Raw genomic sequence first — 18,333 nt, forward strand, 5'->3', positions numbered from 1 at the left:
ATGCTATGAGCATTAAATATACCTATACATCTGTTAGAGCGATGTCTAATGCTACTTGTGAGATTGGTTCACAGCTAGAGCTTTGGGATCAGCAGTCAGGTGGAGAAACATTTAACGTTATTTTTGATGGTAAAGTGTACCAAAATAAATATTGGGTTGAGCGTTGGCATGTCCCTAATGGAAAAGAAACCGCAACACCTCATAACGCGTGGGAGTATTTGCGCGATGCGGAACCGGAAGAAATTAATATTATCGGAAATGTGTTTCCTGAGGAGGTAGATTTGTCGCCAATCGATTCAAGTAACAGTGGGGTATTAGCGAATGATCGCAAAACAAATAAAACGTACGAAGTGATGAGATTTAATCCTGATGGGAGTGAGGAAAACTTATCTTATACCGCAAGTAGAGTATGCAATGATATGTATAATCGGTATGACTCAGATCCGAATCGTAATGATCCTGATCCTAAACCTGGTGAACCTGCAACTCGTCGACCAAAAGTTTGTGCGTATATTACGGATTGGTGTCAATTTGATGGGCGTTTAGATTTAGAGTTAGATGATATTACAGCAGATAAAAGTGCCGATTTTGGTCGAGGATTTGATTTAGGTAATATTCCATGTACAGCTTACGACAAGTTGATATTTAGTTTTATGGGGGTTGCTGGAGATAGATTATTTTCTGACGATAAAGTTCAGCAAGCAATGGATGGGTGGAATGCACAGGTTGATGATATAAATGATAAAATTCAAGTCGGTCATATTGTACCTGTAGATCCTTATGGTGACTTGGGAAGCAGTCGTAATGTTGGTGGTGGTGAGGCTCATACCGACGTTGATTATGGAACATTTCTTCCTTATTACAATCAGGAGAAAGCATCGGGGTTATTAGGAGGGTTGCGTGATCTTAAAGAGCAAGCACGTCGAGAAGGTCATAAATTAGAATTGGCTTTCAGTATTGGTGGATGGAGTTTATCTAGTTATTTTTCTCATATGGCTGCTCATTCAGCAATACGTAAAGAGTTTATAGATAGTATCATTGACTTTTTCACTCGTTTTCCGATGTTCACTGGTGTGGACATTGATTGGGAATATCCTGGCGGAGGGGGGATGTATGATAATACTGCAACAGACCATCTTGAGCCTGATGAGCAATATCAAGTTTTTGATGAAGAAAAAGATGGTGCTAATTATGCCTTGTTAATTAATGAATTGCGTATCGCGCTAGATAATAGCTTTAAAGGTAGTAATCGTAAGGAGATAAGTGTCGCTTGCAGTGCCGTTAAAGCTAAGATGGAAAGGTCGAATTTAAAAGAGCTATCTGATAATGGCGTCGATAACATTTATTTGATGAGTTATGATCTTTTTGGTACTCCTTGGGCCTCTCACATTGGTCATCATACGAACTTGTATAGCCCTGAGGGTACATCAGCAGATACGGAAGAGGATTTATCATCAGATTTAGCTATTTGTTATTTGATTGAACATGAAGGGATTCCTCCAAGTAAGATTAACCTAGGATATGCCAATTATGGTCGTGCATGTACAGGCGCTGATTTGCATACTCGCTTATACGATAATACTGTTGCAGGAGCAGAAAACTCTGTTGGAACATTTGAAAATGGAGCTCCTGAGTTTTTTGATATTGTAAACAATTATTTGAATTTGAATCAGCAATTAGCTTATGGCAAAAATGGCTTTACCTTAATGACTGATACAACAATGGATGCTGACTTTCTTTATAGTAAAGATAGTGATAAAAAACATTTTATCTCTCTAGATACCCCTCGTACCGTTAAATTGAAAGCGGAATACGCTAAGGATAAAGGGCTTGGTGGTATATTTTCTTGGTCAGGAGATCAGGATAATGGCTTACTAGCAAATGCAGCTCGTGAAGGGGCGGGTTACTTAGCAAATGAAGAAGTGATTGATATGGGGCCGCTATATAACCCAGGGGAGGAGTGTGCTCTAACTCCGGTTACTAACTTACGAGGTCGTATATATGATGTGGAAGTGGGTCAGCTTAAAGTCGATTTTGTGTTTGATTATCATGATGTGGGAAATTTGTCATCTAAAGCGTATTTAAGGTTATATTATGCAGCTAGTCCAAATGGTGAGTGTATTGACAGCATTACTTTGAATTATAACAAATATCATGCTAGATCGGACTTGTTTTTTGATGGATTGCTTCCTGATACCGATTATTTTATTAAGTTGGAAGATAATATCAATAGTTGTATTGATGTCCATCCATTCTCTACCCGTTGATATTTTAGAATACAAATTGATGAATTTTATGCTTAACACTTATTATTCATTTATTTAATACTTTGATGAAAAAATACGGTAAGTGCAGGATTAGATTTTATTTATTAGTCCTGCCTATTTGAAATATTTTAAAGGAAAAAAAGATGGCTAGACCACATATTAATTTAACCGATTTAATACATGATTCAGATCCTGGTACAGATAGTCATGGTCATGGTTCAGAGGCAATTGGTGCGACAGAGAAAACTTATTCACGTAATCAATTTGATCCAAGAACGGATCCACCAGGTATTAGATCACATGATGATGCTCCTAGTAACCCTGAACCTTGGCAAAGCGATAAAGACAGTGACCCTTACCTTACTTATACGTCTGCTCGTAAATTAAAGATGGTACCTAATACTTATGATACAAAAAATTCGGCTCACAGCGTATTTTGTTATGTAGGTGATTGGGCGCAATATGATGACCGTTATGAAGATTTTTGTGAAGTTGTGGGTGGCCGTGGTTTTGATTATACCCGGTTAGGAACACTACCTTATAATAAAATCGTGATGGGATTTCTTGGCCATGTTGGATTTGATGACCTTGGAGACATGCCAGAAAAAGTGAGTGAGGCTGGCCAGCATTTTGGTGTTAGAACGAAAGGCAGTGCTACATTTACTGATCCTGATGGGGATGCTGGCAACTACCGTAATTGTGGATTTCAAGGCTGGATTCCTGCTCCAGGCCCTGAATATGATCAAGATAACTGTCAAGGCCTTTTGGGAGCATTAAGAGTTATTCATAATAATGAGGGTAAGTCGCTGTCATTTAGCTTAGGTGGCTGGAGCATGAGTTATGCTTTTAGTGATATTTGTTCTAGTGCTTCTTTGCGAAATACATTAGTCGAGAGTATTTTAACAATTAAAAATAAATTTCCAATGTTTACTCATATTGATCTGGATTGGGAGTACCCTGGTAGCCGTGGAGCTGGAAATCCATTTAAAGAGGGCGATGGGGTATATTTTGCAACATTTATTGAAGAGTTAACTGCAGCTTGTGCAGAAACAAGCATTGATCTTGGGATTAGCATTGCGGTATCGGCCAATCTTGATACTTTAGCGGCTGCTCAAATTGACGAGACAGCCCAGAGACTAAATAATTGCGGTGTGCGTTTTAATCTCATGTCTTACGATTTATTTACTATTGGGGCGGCAGGAGAGCGTGGTGCGATTGGGCATCATACAAATCTTAAGAAGCCTTCTGGTAATGGTTCATCCGAACATTCAACAGAAGCTGCTGTTGAGTATCTAATTGAGTGTGGAGTGAATAAGGCTAATATTTTTATTGGTTTTGCTGGTTACACTCGTAATGCTCGTAATTCAACCTTAACTAATGTTTCACCGTTAAGCGGAAATTTTGATGCTCAGGGACAGTTAACTGTTGGCACTTTTGAGCATGGTGTTACTGAGCTTCCTGACTTGCTCAGTAATTATTTAGATTTAGAAGGGATGCTGGCCGTTTTAAAAGATACTGATGATATTATTGAGGCTAATAAAGCTCAATTTGCTGCGACTGGTTTTGTACTATGTACTGATACTATTGCCGATGCCGATTTTTTACATAATCCAGAAACTGGCCTGTTTATGTCAATTGAAACGCCGCGAACAGTGAAAGCAAAAGCAGAATATGTAAAAAATAATGGATTAGGAGGTTTATTTATTTGGACTGGGGATCAAGATAATGGCTTATTGGCTAATGCTGCCTGGGAGGGATTAGGTCTTACCCCTAATGAAGCTAACATTAATATGGAACCTTATTATCAATTACGTGGTGTTGATTCGTTAGAGGATTATTATGCTATTGGTGGATTTAACGAGCTCCCATCGGCAGGGAAATATATCCCCCGAGAGGCGCCGTATTTTAAGCCATATAACTTTGTTGATGTGACTCCAATGATGGCAATTTATACAATCTCTATTGAGCATTCTAAAGAAATACTTTGGTCTAAAAATACCAGTGGATCTGGTCTCCCTTTTGAAGGGAGGGTTTTTTATAACCCCCAAACAGATATGATTACCTTTACTTATGATTACGACGGTTTCAGTGCTCATATGGGTTACATACAAGACCCTCTAGGGAATAAAATATTCACAGACAGCTCTGTCGATGTAGCTTATCAAGAGGGAGTGTGGATTCTCGGTGCTCATTTCAAGTCAGGTGGTGGCATTATGGAGCATGAAATGGTGTCATTTAAAATTGCGCTTAATGGGGGAACTAATGAATAGTTCTGCTGTGAGGGAGGCGCCTGCTGCTGGGAAGGCATTTCATAGAGAAGAACCCTATTGGAAAATGCCCTATACCTTTCCCATCCTTGTTGACTAATAATGGAGCTAGACCTTCTCCATCGAGATGGAGAAGGTTGGATATATTTATGCAAAATTTAAGTAATCTGAAACTGGAAACCCCTGCTCTGCCTGCTGGAGGAGGAAATATTGGTGGGCTAAAAGGAGACATCGCCGGTGCTGGTCCGGACGGTGCCGCAACGCTCAGTGTTCCACTGCCAGCCAGCGCAGGACGTGGGTTCGCCCCTTCTTTGCAATTGAGCTATCACAGCCGAGCTGGCAACAGTCCGTTCGGGATGGGTTGGAATATCAATGTGATGTCTATCCGACTTCGCACAAATAAAGGGGTGCCATATTATGATGGTACTGACTCCTTCGTCGGTCCTGATGGAGAGGTATTGGTGCCAGTCATGAGCGGAGGAACCCCCGAAATCCGTCAAGCCAATACTTTATTAGGAGAACCTCTTGGTGACACCTTTACGGTCCATGCTTACCGCTCACGAATCGAAACGGATTTTAGTCGTTTGGAGCATTGGGTGTCCCCTTCAAATGCGGCAACCACTTTTTGGGTGATCTACACCTCTGATGGCCAAGTACACATACTGGGATATCAGGAACAAGCCCGCATTAGTCACCCTGTCGTTCCGAGCCAGAACGCGGTTTGGTTGATTGAATCATCCGTATCCTCTACGGGTGAGCAAATATTCTGGCAGTACCGAGCTGAAGATGACACCTCGTGCAGTCCTAGTGAAATCGCCGCTCACTCAGATTCGGCAGCTCAGCGTTATCCGGTTGCGATTTGGTATGGCAACAAAAAAGCGGGGCGTACTCTACCGGCCATCAGTGCTTCTCCAATTCCTTCTGACTGGTTGTTTGCATTGGTCTTGGACTATGGTGAGCGAGGGTTGGATGTGAATAACGAACCCTCTTGGCTTGCTCCGGGAGAAGGGAATTGGTTGTGCCGACAGGATATGTTTTCTAGTTGGGAACTCGGCTTCGAACTGCGTACGCGTCGCCTTTGCAGGCAAGTATTAATGTATCACGATATGGTAGCCCTGAGCGGAGAGGAAAATGCTGGGGATGGCATGACGTTAGTTACCAGACTGTTTTTGGAGTATAACGAAAACTTGTCGGTCACGACGTTAGCCTCGCTGCGTCAAGTAGCTTATGAGCCAGAGGGCACAATGTGTGCACTTCCTCCTCTGACATTCGATTGGCAAGAATTTACCCCACCAATGGAAGCTACTTGGCAGCCTCGTCACGATATGAGCAACCTGAATGCATTACAACCTTGGCAGATGGTTGACTTGCACGGTGAAGGCATGGCGGGGATTTTGTATCAAGATTCGGGAGCATGGTGGTATCGAGCGCCAGTTCGCCAAACAGGGGATTCTCAGGATGCAGTGACCTGGGAGAGTTCATCTCCTCTGCCGTCCATTCCTTCCTTGCAAAGCGGAGGAATGCTAATGGACCTTGACGGAGATGGATATCTTGAATGGGTCGTGACAAGTCCGCGCATGTCTGGGCATTATAAGCGAACGCCGGAACGAGAATGGCAAACCTTCACACCGTTATCGGTTTTACCAACGGAGTTTGCTCACCCTCAAACTCAATTAGCTGACATCACAGGCTCTGGACTGATGGACATGGTGCTTATTGGCCCTCGAAGTGTGCGTCTATACAGCGGTACAAGCGACGGCTGGCAACAGGCGCAAACGGTGGCCCAATCAGCTGGTATTACACTGCCTGTTGTGAATGGTGATGAACGAACGTTAGTGGCTTTTAGTGATATGGCGGGTAGTGGTCAACAGCATTTAGTGGAAATTTGTGCAGATAGTGTTCGTTATTGGCCAAATTTAGGACACGGTGGCTTTGGCGAACCCATCGAGATGTCTGGGTTCAGCCAGTCTGGAGATAGCTTTAACCCTGCTCAACTTTATCTGGCTGACATCGATGGTTCAGGCACCACTGACCTAATATACGCACAACATGACCACCTCCTGATTTATCTCAATCAGAGTGGTAATCAGTTTGCTACGCCTTTTAGTATATCGCTACCTGAAGGTACTCAATATGATCATACGTGTAGTTTACAACTGGCTGACATTCAAGGTTTGGGGGTTGCTAGTTTAATAATGACAATTCCTCATCTCACGGTACAGCATTGGGTGTGCCATTTATCAGAGGCTAAACCTTGGCTCCTGAAAGGAATGAACAATAATATGGGGGCAAATCATACATTAACTTACCGAAGTTCTGCCCAATATTGGCTGGATGAAAAGGCAAACTGTTTGGCGCAAGTACTTCCCACTCCTGCATGTTATCTGCCATTTCCACTGCATACCCTGCAATGCACAGAGATCACCGATGAAGTCACCGGCAATCGTTTGGTTAGCACCGCTAGCTATCGACATGGAGTCTGGGATGGCCGTGAGAAGGAGTTCCGTGGGTTTGGTTTTGTTGAAGTTTACGATACCGATATTCTGACCGCGCAAGGTAGTGCGGCAGAAATCAGCATGCCGACTATCACTCGGAGTTGGTACGCGACAGGTTTATCTGAAGTAGACAAGGCATTAGTGAAGGAGTTTTGGTCAGGTGACAGTGCTGCTTTTACTGGATATACCCCTCGCTTTACCATTGGTAGCGGCGACAATGAACAGACGCTGACCCCCGACGATAGTACACTTTTTTGGCTAAACCGTGGTGTGAAGGGCATGTTATTACGTAGTGAATTATACGGGGATGACAACAGTAACCAGGTAGACGTACCGTACACAGTGACAGAAGTTCGCCCACAAGTACGTTTAATTGATGCAAGCAGCGACTTTCCGGTTGTTTGGCCTCATGAGGTTGAGCATCGCAACTATTATTACGAACGCGTCATCAGTGACCCTCAGTGCACTCAACAAGTGTTAATGAGCAGTGATGAGTATGGAAGGCCGTTGAATCAAGTTAATATCCACTACCCGCGTCGTACTCAACCCACAGACAGTCCATATAGTGATAGCTTACCTGAGACTCTGTTTGCTGATAGCTTCGATACACAGCAACAAAAGTTACGCCTCACGCAAGCTCAGTACAGCACGCATTTATTACAGGATGTTAGTCAGGGAATTTGGTTCCATGGGCTCCCTAATGCGACACGTGAAGATGCGTTTGAATATCCGGCAACTGAGGTTCCTGAGGATGGACTAACGTTAGAGTTGTTGCAGTCAGGTAGCGACCTTTTGGCTGATAATGCGGCAACCTTCGTAGCTCAACAACAAACTTGGTATTTCGATATTGATGGTAATGAGACAAATCTTTTGCCTGCGTTCCCACCATTGGTCGCATTCAATGAAGGTGCAACCTTAGATAAGGCAATGGTTGACGCGCTTTCTGCTTATGTTGACTTGAACACCCTTGTTCAAGCTGGATACACATCGTCAGCTTACTTGTTCCCTCGCTCTGCCGAGACTGGATTGACGCTTTGGACTGTGCGACAAGGTTATTCGACGTATGATGACTTTGAGCACTTTTTCCTTCCTAGCACTTTCCGAGATACTTTGCTGGCAGGGGGGACAACCGTCACTCGGGATACTAACGACTGTGCTGTAGTAAAAATGCAAGATGCAGCTGGGTTAACGACTACCGCGGACTATGATTGGCGATTTTTGACTCCGGTTTGTACAACGGATGCGAATGATAACCAGAAGGTCGTCACGTTCGATGCTCTAGGGCGTGTCACTTCTGCTCGCTTTAGTGGTACGGAAAATAACCAAACCGTGGGATACAGTGACAAAGCGTTTACGCCTCCCAAAACGGTGGATAGCGCTTTGAGTTTAACCGCTCCCTTGCCTGTGCATATGTCTATTACGTACATCCCAGAAAGTTGGACGTGGAAGGGAGAGGAAAAGCTACCTCCACATGTTGTTACGCTGACTACTGATCGTTATGACACCGACGCTGCTCAGCAGGTTCGACAAACCGCTGTATTCACGGATGGGGTTGGCCGCTCATTACAAACAGTGGTTCGTCAAGTTGATGGAGAGGCTTTTCAGCGACAAGATGACGGTTCGCTTGTCACAGATGAGGCTGGAAATCCATTGCTGGCTAACACGAATTTTCGTTGGGCGGTGTCTGGTAAGACGGAGTATGACAACAAAGGACAAGCTATCCGGACGTTCCAACCTTATTTCCTGAATAGTTGGAAATACCTTCGTGATGATAGTGCTCGACAAGACTTGTATGCCGATACTCATTACTACGATTCATTAGGTCGAGTATGCCAAGTCGAAACGGCAAAAGGAGACTTACGACGGACACTCACTACGCCGTGGTTCGTTGTCAGTGAAGATGAGAATGATACTGCGCAAGGTTAAGAACAGTCCAATTGAGATTGGATGCTAAATCATAATAGGAATTGAAAATATTCCCAGCTCGTCCCAGCGGTCAGGGTTATCCTTGACCGCTTGTTCTCCCTACCTTGTCTTGTCTTAAAAAGTTGTAAAATGTTAACAGGAAGATACTATGAATACATCCTTATTCAGCAATACCCCCTCAGTCACGGTTTTAGATAACCGTGGGCTGTCAGTGCGTGATATCGCATACTACCGCCACCCTGATGAGCCAACTACGACACAGGCACGCATTACGCATCATCAGTACAATACTCGTGGCTCTCTAGAGCAAAGTGCAGACCCTCGTTTGCACCAGAGCGGAAAGGCAAACTTCCACTACTTGACTGACCTTGCAGGTCAGGTTCTACGTACTCAGGGCGTAGATAATGGCACCTCAGTTAGTCTCAGCGATGCCGCAGGACGAGCTTTCATTGCCGTCAATAATATAAGTACAGCTGCCGACGGTTTGGAGGACAATAGCCAAGCGGTGACTCGAACTTGGCAATATGAGAATGTATCATTACCAGGTCGTCCACTGAGTATCACAGAGCAAGTTACAGGAGGGACCGCCCGTATCACAGAGCGATTTGTGTATGCGAGTAATACTGAGGCAGAAAAAGCCCAAAACCTTGCAGGTCAGTGCATTAGTCACTACGACACCGCTGGTTTAGCCCAGACCAATAGCATTGCTCTTACGGGAGAGCCTCTCTCTATCAGTCGCCGTTTATTGAACGATGTTGATAATCCGGATTTCGTAGCAGACTGGCAGGAGGGAGATGCTTCTGTTTGGAATGACCAGCTCAGTAACGAAAGCCATACCACCCTAACCATGGGGGACGCCACTGGTGCGGTACTGACCACGACCGACACAAAAGGCAACGTACAACGTGTAGCGTACGATGTATCGGGTCTGATGTCAGGCAGTTGGTTGACTCTGAAAGGGGGAGTGGAGCAAGTCATTGTAAAATCCTTGACGTATTCGGCGGCAGGACAAAAGCTGCGTGAAGAGCAGGGTAACGGTGTGGTCACGACATACTCATATGAACCAGAAACGCAGCGTTTAATCGGGATAAGAACAGAGCGCCCGACAGGGCATGCTCTTGGTGCGAAGGTGTTACAAGACCTTCGTTATGAGTATGACCCAGTAGGCAATGTGTTGAAAATCAATAACGACGCAGAAGAGACACGCTTCTGGCGTAATCAGAAAGTCGAACCGGAAAATACTTATACTTACGATAGCCTCTATCAATTGGTCAAGGCGACTGGTCGTGAAATGGCCAATGCAGGTCAGCAAAACAGTCACTTACCGTCCGCAATAATCCCCTTCTCTTCAGACAGCTCAGCGTACACAAAATACACTCGCACTTATACTTATGACGAGGTGGGTAACTTGACACAGGTCAAGCACAGTTCGCCGGCAACGGGCAATAACTATACAACCACGATGACCGTAAGCGACAGCAGTAACCGAAGTGTACAGAGTACGCTGACGGAAAACGTTTCGGACGTCGATGGGTTCTTTACCGTGGGCGGTCAACAAAACCAACTGCAATTAGGACAATACCTTATCTGGACGCCGCGCAACGAATTACTGAAGGTAACGCCAGTGGTGCGCGATAGTGACGTAGATGACGTAGAGAGCTATCGCTATGATGCAGGCAGCCAACGCCTTTTAAAAGTCAGCAAACAAAAGGCAGCGAACAGTGTACAGACATTGCGGGCACTTTATTTACCAGGGATAGAGTTACGCAGTGTCGCGCAGGGCAGCACAGAAACGGAAAACTTGCAGGTTATTACCATAGGTGAGGCCAGTCGGGCTCAAGTTCGATTGCTGCATTGGGAAAATGGTAGGCCAGAAGACATTAGTAATGACCAAGTCAGGTACAGTTACGATAATCTAATTGGCAGCAGCGCCCTGGAGGTCGATGGTGATGGTAAGGTTATCAGCATGGAGGAGTATTATCCGTATGGGGGTACCGCTATTTTAACAGCGCGCAATCAGGCGGAAGTGAACTATAAAACGGTCCGCTACTCGGGCAAGGAGCGTGATGCAACCGGCTTGTATTACTATGGTTATCGATACTACCAGCCGTGGGTGGGTAGATGGCTAAGCTCGGATCCGGCAGGAACCATAGATGGGTTAAATCTGTACAGGATGGTAAGGAATAATCCTGTGACATTAAAAGATGATGATGGTAAGCAACCTTCAAAGCCTAACGGTTTCACATGGGTGGGAGATGGTAAAGGTGGACACCACCCCTTTGCTGGAATGAGCCTATTTTCTGAAAATGATAATATAGATGGCAAAGCTAGTTATCTAAAGAAAAAAGGAATAAATACGGTTATTTCGCTGGAGGCGGAAGATTATGAGCGCTCAAAAAAAGCACTCAATAATCATGGCATAACACATATCGTATTTCCTATTGATGACTGGCATACGCCTTCTCAAAAACAGCTAGAAGTTTACAATGAATTGGTTGACAAACATAGTAAATTTGGAGGAGTTGCAACTCACTGTTGGGGAGGAATGGGGCGAACCGGTGTCTTTTTAGCATCGCGTCTTATACATATAGGTAAAGAACAGAATGCGCAGGATGCTTTGTTAGCAACACGGAAGTACTATAATCAGCATTCTGTGGAGATGAAAGCTCAGTACAATACATTGGCCAGGTTTTCCGATAGTAAAGGCTTAAATCCATCTAAGAAAGCCGATACACTGGGAGTTCATTGGGATTCATCTCACGGAGATGATGGGATGAATGCTGATCCAGATCACGGAAGTGAATTCAAGGCTGGTAGTGGTTGGAGTGAGAACTCTGCTATATCTTTCAATGGTATTTCACAGGTTAAACCGGAGTATAGTATTTTTGCTCCTCAAATACCCCTAAATACTACGGGAGATGATGCACAACGCATCCGCAAAGGCACTACAGGATGCTTACCATTCAATATTTTCAAAAAGAAGGGTAAAACTAAAAAGTAGGGAGTTATGTTGACTTCTGCTCGATGGAAAAGGAAAGGTGGTTGCGGTGTAATCTGTTAATGTAGTCTTCAGGTTGAAACAGAGTGAGGATGAAAACGATACCGCATAATGTTGTGTACTTTTCAATTGAGATTGGATGCTAAACCATAATAGGAATTGAAAATATTCCCAGCTCGTCCCAAGCGGTTAGGGTTATCTCTGGCCGCTTGTTCTCCCTACCTTGTCTTGTCTTAAAAAGTTGTAAAATGTTAACAGGAAGATACTATGAATACATCCTTATTCAGTAATACCCCCTCAGTCACGGTTTTAGATAACCGTGGGCTGTCAGTGCGTGATATCGCATACTACCGCCACCCTGATGAGCCAACTACGACACAGGCACGCATTACGCATCATCAGTACAATATTCGTGGCTCTCTAGAGCAAAGTGCAGACCCTCGTTTGCACCAGAGCGGAAAGGCAAACTTCCATTATTTGACCGACCTGACAGGTCAGGTTTTACGTACTCAGGGCGTAGATAATGGCACCTCAGTTAGTCTCAGCGATGCCGCTGGACGAGCTTTTATTGCGGTCAGCAATATAAGCACAGCTGTCGATGGCTTGGAGGACACTAGCCAAGCGGTGACTCGAACTTGGCAATATGAGAATGTATCATTACCAGGTCGTCCACTGAGTATCACAGAGCAAGTTACAGGAGGGACCGCCCGTATCACAGAGCGATTTGTGTATGCTAGTAATACGGAAACTGAAAAAGGTCACAACCTTGCAGGTCAGTGCATGAGTCACTACGACACCGCTGGCTTAATTCAGACCAATAGCATTGCTCTGACGGGAGAGCCTCTCTCTATCAGTCGCCGTTTATTGAACGATGTTGATAATCCGGATGTTGTAGCAGACTGGCAGGGGGGAGATGCTTCTGTTTGGAATGACCGGCTCAGTAACGAAAGCCATACCACCCTAACCATGGGGGACGCCACTGGTGCAGTACTGACCACGATTGATACGAAAGGCAATGTACAACGTGTAGCGTACGATGTATCGGGTCTGATGTCAGGCAGTTGGCTGACCCTGAAAGGGAAAGCAGAACAAACTATTGTAAAATCCTTGGCGTATTCAGCGGCAGGACAAAAGCTGCGTGAAGAGCAGGGTAACGGTGTGGTCACGGCATACTCATATGAGCCAGAAACGCAGCGTTTAATCGGGATAAAAACAGAACGCCCTACAGGACATGCTCTTGGTGCGAAGGTATTACAAGACCTTCGTTATGAGTATGATCCAGTAGGCAATGTGTTGAAAATCAATAACGACGCAGAAGAGACACGCTTCTGGCGTAATCAGAAAGTCGAACCGGAAAATACTTATACTTACGATAGCCTCTATCAATTGGTCAAGGCGACTGGTCGTGAAATGGCCAATGCTGGTCAGCAAAACAGTCACTTACCGTCCGCAATAATCCCCTTCTCTTCAGACAGCTCAGCGTACACAAAATACACTCGCACTTATACTTATGACGAAGTGGGTAACTTGACACAGGTCAGGCACAGTTCGCCGGCAACGGGCAATAACTATACAACCACGATGACCGTAAGCGACAGCAGTAACCGAAGTGTACAGAGTACGCTGACGGAAAACGTTTCGGACGTCGATGGGTTCTTTACCGTGGGCGGTCAACAAAACCAACTGCAATTAGGACAATACCTTATCTGGACGCCGCGCAACGAATTACTGAAGGTAACGCCAGTAATACGCGATGGTGACGTAGATGACGTAGAGAGTTACCGCTATGATGCAGGCAGCCAACGCCTTTTAAAAGTCAGCAAACAAAAGGCAGCGAACAGTGTACAGACATTGCGGGCACTTTATTTACCAGGGGTAGAGTTACGCAGTGTCGCGCAGGGCAGCACAGAAACGGAAAACTTGCAGGTTATTACTATAGGTGAGGCCGGTCGGGCTCTGGTACGAGTGTTACACTGGGAAAATGGTAGGCCAGAAGACATTAGTAATGACCAAGTCAGGTACAGTTACGATAATCTAATTGGCAGCAGCGCCCTGGAGGTTGATGGTGATGGTAAGGTTATTAGTATGGAGGAGTATTATCCGTATGGGGGTACCGCTATTTTAACGGCTCGCAGTCAGGCGGAAGTGAACTATAAAACGGTTCGCTACTCAGGCAAAGAGCGTGATGCAACCGGTTTGTATTACTATGGTTATCGATACTACCAGCCTTGGGTGGGCCGATGGCTCTCCTCAGACCCGGCAGGCACGGTAGATGGGTTAAATCTGTACAGGATGGTGCGAAATAATCCTGTATCCATGAAGGATAAAGATGGGCGTGTTGCGGAATGGCTTGACCTAGCATATCCACACAAGTCATGTGAAATTGTAGATCTTATGTATAAAAATAACCCAAAATTAAAGCAATATCATCAAAACTTTACGGAAGAAACAAAAAAAATACTTGATGAAACTAATGCGAATGAATCCATTCTTAAAGGACAAAAAAACGCTAAAATGAGAGAGAAGAAGTCGAGAGATATGACATTTACTAACGCAAAATTAAAGACCTATGCAGCACATGCTGGTTTTTTGAATCTATCCAGTAGTGAGACCCCGATATTTAGATCGGGATTTGTAAATTTACCTGGAAGCCTGAGAAATAAAAACACATTCCCGGGTGTCCGTTTGATAGAGCCAAAAATCAGAAGAGGGTTTGACGAGTACTCTCCAGAAAAACTAAAAACATCAGAAAAATGGAAGCCTGAAATAAGCCTTGGTTACTATCAAGTAAAAGATCTCGATGCTTTTATTAATGGAGTCAAAGACTTGTATTCATCTTCAGGTTCAAAGCTTCATGATATTGTTGAAGGAAGGATCAGAAATCATATTACGAACAATAATAATATATTACCAAAAATGGCCGGAATTGCAGGGCTTCACGCTGAAGTGCAGGCGCTGAACCATATCGTATCCATGTCTGATGCTGAAGGAACGACAGCCAGTAAACTTAGCTCCAGTTACATATATACTCAACGCTTGGTTGGTGACAGAAATAAGGATTTCCCTGCTTGCCATAACTGCTCAGGAATTATTAATGGACTTGAAAATGTCATGACAGGAAGAGTAAAAGACCACACAAGATTATTAAGAAGAAAATCCATCTGATAGTTATTAATAAAAGCCAAAATCAGTTCCGACTTCGTGGATTAGATTAATATCTGAAGGTGAATTTTAGCAATTTCGCCGTAAACCCTCGCCCGATCTGAGGGCGGGGATATAAGTGAGCTGTACAACATCAACAGGAAAAACCATGAGTACATCATTATTCAGCAATACCCCCTCAGTCACGGTTTTAGATAACCGTGGGCTGTCAGTGCGTGATATCGCATACTACCGCCACCCTGATGAGCCAACTACGATACAGGCACGCATTACGCATCATCAGTACAATACTCGTGGCTCTCTAGAGCAAAGTGCAGACCCTCGTTTGCACCAGAGCGGAAAGGCAAACTTCCATTATTTGACCGACCTGACAGGTCAGGTTTTACGTACTCAGGGCGTAGATAATGGCACCTCAGTTAGTCTCAGCGATGCCGCTGGACGAGCTTTTATTGCGGTCAGCAATATAAGCACAGCTGTCGATGGCTTGGAGGACACTAGCCAAGCGGTGACTCGAACTTGGCAATATGAGAATGTATCATTACCAGGTCGTCCACTGAGTATCACAGAGCAAGTTACAGGAGGGACCGCCCGTATCACAGAGCGATTTGTGTATGCGAGTAATACTGAGGCAGAAAAAGCCCAAAACCTTGCAGGGCAGTGCATTAGTCACTACGACACCGCTGGCTTAGCTCAGACCAATAGCATTGCTCTGACGGGAGAGCCTCTCTCTATCAGTCGCCGTTTATTGAACGATGTTGATAATCCGGATGTTGTAGCAGACTGGCTGGGGGGAGATGCCTCTGTTTGGAATGACCAGCTTAGCAACGAAAGCTATATCAGCCTAACCATGGGGGATGCCACTGGTGCAGTACTGACCACGACAGATACGAAAGGCAATGTACAACGTGTAGCATACGATGTATCGGGTCTGATGTCAGGCAGCTGGCTAACTCTGAAAGGAGGAGTGGAACAAGTCATTGTAAAATCCTTGACGTATTCGGCGGGAGGACAAAAGCTGCGTGAAGAGCAGGGTAACGGTGTGGTCACGACATACTCATATGAGCCAGAAACGCAGCGTTTAATCGGGATAAGAGCAGAGCGTCCGACAGGGCATGCTCTTGGAGCCAAGGTGTTACAGGACCTCCGTTACGAGTATGACCCAGTAGGTAATGTGTTGAAGATCAATAATGACGCAGAAGAGACACGGTTCTGGCGTAATCAGAAAGTGGTGCCAGAAAATGCCTATACTTACGATAGCCTCTACCAGTTAGTCAAGGCGACAGGTCGTGAAATGGCCAATGCTGGTCAGCAAAACAGTCTACCGTCCGCAATAATCCCCTTCTCTTCAGACAGCTCAGCGTACACAAAATACACCCGCACTTATACTTATGACGAGGTGGGCAACTTGACACAGGTCAAGCACAGTTCGCCGGCAACGAGCAATAACTATACAACCACGATGACTGTAAGCGACAGCAGTAACCGAAGTGTACAGAGTACGCTGACGGAAAACGTTTCGGACGTCGATGGGTTCTTTACCGTGGGCGGTCAACAAAACCAACTGCAATTAGGACAATACCTTATCTGGACGCCGCGCAACGAATTACTGAAGGTAACGCCAGTGGTGCGCGATAGTGACGTAGATGACGTAGAGAGCTATCGCTATGATGCAGGCAGCCAACGCCTTTTAAAAGTCAGCAAACAAAAGGCAGCGAACAGTGTACAGACATTGCGGGCACTTTATTTACCAGGGATAGAGTTACGCAGTGTCGCGCAGGGCAGCACAGAAACGGAAAACTTGCAGGTTATTACTATAGGTGAGGCCGGTCGGGCTCAGGTACGAGTGTTGCATTGGGAAAATGGTAGGCCAGAAGACATTAGTAATGACCAAGTCAGGTACAGTTACGATAATCTAATTGGCAGCAGCGCCCTGGAGGTCGATGGTGATGGTAAGGTTATCAGCATGGAGGAGTATTATCCGTATGGGGGTACCGCTATTTTAACAGCGCGCAATCAGGCGGAAGTGAACTATAAAACGGTCCGCTACTCGGGCAAAGAGCGTGATGCAACCGGTTTGTATTACTATGGTTATCGATACTACCAGCCTTGGGTGGGCCGATGGCTCTCCTCAGATCCGGCAGGCACCATTGATGGTCTAAATCTGTACAGGATGGTAAGAAATAACCCGGTGATATTTGCTGATCTTGACGGACTCAGACCAGATTCACGAAATCAACTCCCTGGGAGTCATCTTTATAAGCCAAATTTAAGAACCGGAGAAGACAGAAACCTGCGTGATGCATCGCTCTTAATTCCATCCAGTATGGAAAATGCCGTTGCTAAAGGGAGTCCCATAAAGCTGAAAGAAGCATTAACAGAACATGCGCTTAGCACGACTCCATTATTAACTGATCTTATCAATTTTAGCAAGGTTCCTATGGATGATACAACTAAGAATATACTCACTAATAAAAGTCTGGCCGGAGGCATACTGGCGTTTAACGCAATACGTTTTTCAATGAGTGTAAATAATAATGTCAACGCATTGCGAATTGTTGATAAAGAAACATCAACCCATCAAATTGGAAGTGGTGGAACTTTAGCATATTGGGCTCCACAAGGGGGATATGTAGATATCCCTGCACATCCTAAAAACGGTAAGCCAGAACTCGTGTTTACCCCCGGATTCAGTGGATGTACTTTTGTAGCGGATAAATTAAACGAAAATACTATTCGAGTTAGACACGTACAGGGAGGAAAGGAAGACTTGGAGTATAACAACCTAGCTGCCGATGAACATGGACAGGGTATGATCGACGCCATGGAATATCGCGATTATGGTTACCATTATGATGTCAAGGAACGTTTAATGGAAAATATAAAGGGCTCGGCATTTATGATATATAAAAACGAACGGTGGAATATAAGATACCAGAGCCTTGCTAACGCCCCCGGAATTTCATCATTAAAAGAAGAGTCTGTTGGCTTATTTCAAAAGCGACCGCAACTGAAAGGCGCCATTTGCTATAGCGAAGGGGGAGGTGTTGTTAAGAACAAAGTCATACCATTACATTTTTAATATGGAGATTTTAACTGAACATTTGAAGTCATGCCTTGTTGGTGCTTAGAAAAAATTAAATGCGCTTTGGGAGAACGACAACCTTAGTCTCAGAGCGCACTGAATACAGGTAGCGGGGTTGTTGCAAATAATATGAGTT

General features: G+C 44.7%; 6 protein-coding genes. All 6 read left to right on the top strand.

Translation table 11 applies throughout. The features are described from left to right. Positions 1-5 precede the first annotated feature (5 nt). The 6 genes from AVFI_RS16185 to AVFI_RS16210 all read left to right on the top strand — a co-directional run bounded on the left by AVFI_RS16185 (position 6) and on the right by AVFI_RS16210 (position 18,194). Positions 6-2,267, top strand: a complete 2,262-nt coding sequence (locus tag AVFI_RS16185) for a glycosyl hydrolase family 18 protein (protein WP_188863795.1) — start codon at positions 6-8, stop codon at positions 2,265-2,267. A 143-nt stretch (positions 2,268-2,410) separates the two neighbouring features. Then, positions 2,411-4,537 (top strand): glycosyl hydrolase family 18 protein, encoded by a 2,127-nt coding sequence (locus tag AVFI_RS16190; RefSeq protein WP_188863796.1) that lies wholly within the window; start codon positions 2,411-2,413, stop codon positions 4,535-4,537. Positions 4,538-4,683: 146 nt separating this feature from the next. Further along, a complete protein-coding gene (locus AVFI_RS16195) occupies positions 4,684-8,955 on the top strand; it encodes a SpvB/TcaC N-terminal domain-containing protein (protein ID WP_199414908.1) in 4,272 nt (1,423 codons plus the stop codon). 148 nt (positions 8,956-9,103) lie between these two features. Then, complete coding sequence (locus AVFI_RS16200) at positions 9,104-11,956, top strand: RHS repeat protein (RefSeq protein ID WP_252653968.1); 2,853 nt, start codon at positions 9,104-9,106, stop codon at positions 11,954-11,956. Between the two features lie 264 nt (positions 11,957-12,220). Further along, positions 12,221-15,118: an RHS repeat-associated core domain-containing protein gene (locus AVFI_RS16205; RefSeq protein ID WP_252653969.1), complete on the top strand. Its 2,898-nt coding sequence runs from the start codon at positions 12,221-12,223 to the stop codon at positions 15,116-15,118. A gap of 145 nt (positions 15,119-15,263) precedes the next feature. Next, on the top strand, positions 15,264-18,194 hold the full coding sequence (locus AVFI_RS16210) for an RHS repeat domain-containing protein (RefSeq protein ID WP_252653970.1): 2,931 nt from the start codon (positions 15,264-15,266) through the stop codon (positions 18,192-18,194). Positions 18,195-18,333 lie beyond the last annotated feature (139 nt).

Source organism: Aliivibrio fischeri ATCC 7744 = JCM 18803 = DSM 507 (assembly GCF_023983475.1).
GTDB lineage: Bacteria > Pseudomonadota > Gammaproteobacteria > Enterobacterales > Vibrionaceae > Aliivibrio > Aliivibrio fischeri.

Coding starts and splice junctions, on each gene's coding strand:
- AVFI_RS16190 (WP_188863796.1), top strand. CDS start 2,411: ATGGCTAGACCACATATTAATTTAACCGATTTAATACATGATTCAGAT.
- AVFI_RS16185 (WP_188863795.1), top strand. CDS start 6: ATGAGCATTAAATATACCTATACATCTGTTAGAGCGATGTCTAATGCT.
- AVFI_RS16205 (WP_252653969.1), top strand. CDS start 12,221: ATGAATACATCCTTATTCAGTAATACCCCCTCAGTCACGGTTTTAGAT.
- AVFI_RS16210 (WP_252653970.1), top strand. CDS start 15,264: ATGAGTACATCATTATTCAGCAATACCCCCTCAGTCACGGTTTTAGAT.
- AVFI_RS16200 (WP_252653968.1), top strand. CDS start 9,104: ATGAATACATCCTTATTCAGCAATACCCCCTCAGTCACGGTTTTAGAT.
- AVFI_RS16195 (WP_199414908.1), top strand. CDS start 4,684: ATGCAAAATTTAAGTAATCTGAAACTGGAAACCCCTGCTCTGCCTGCT.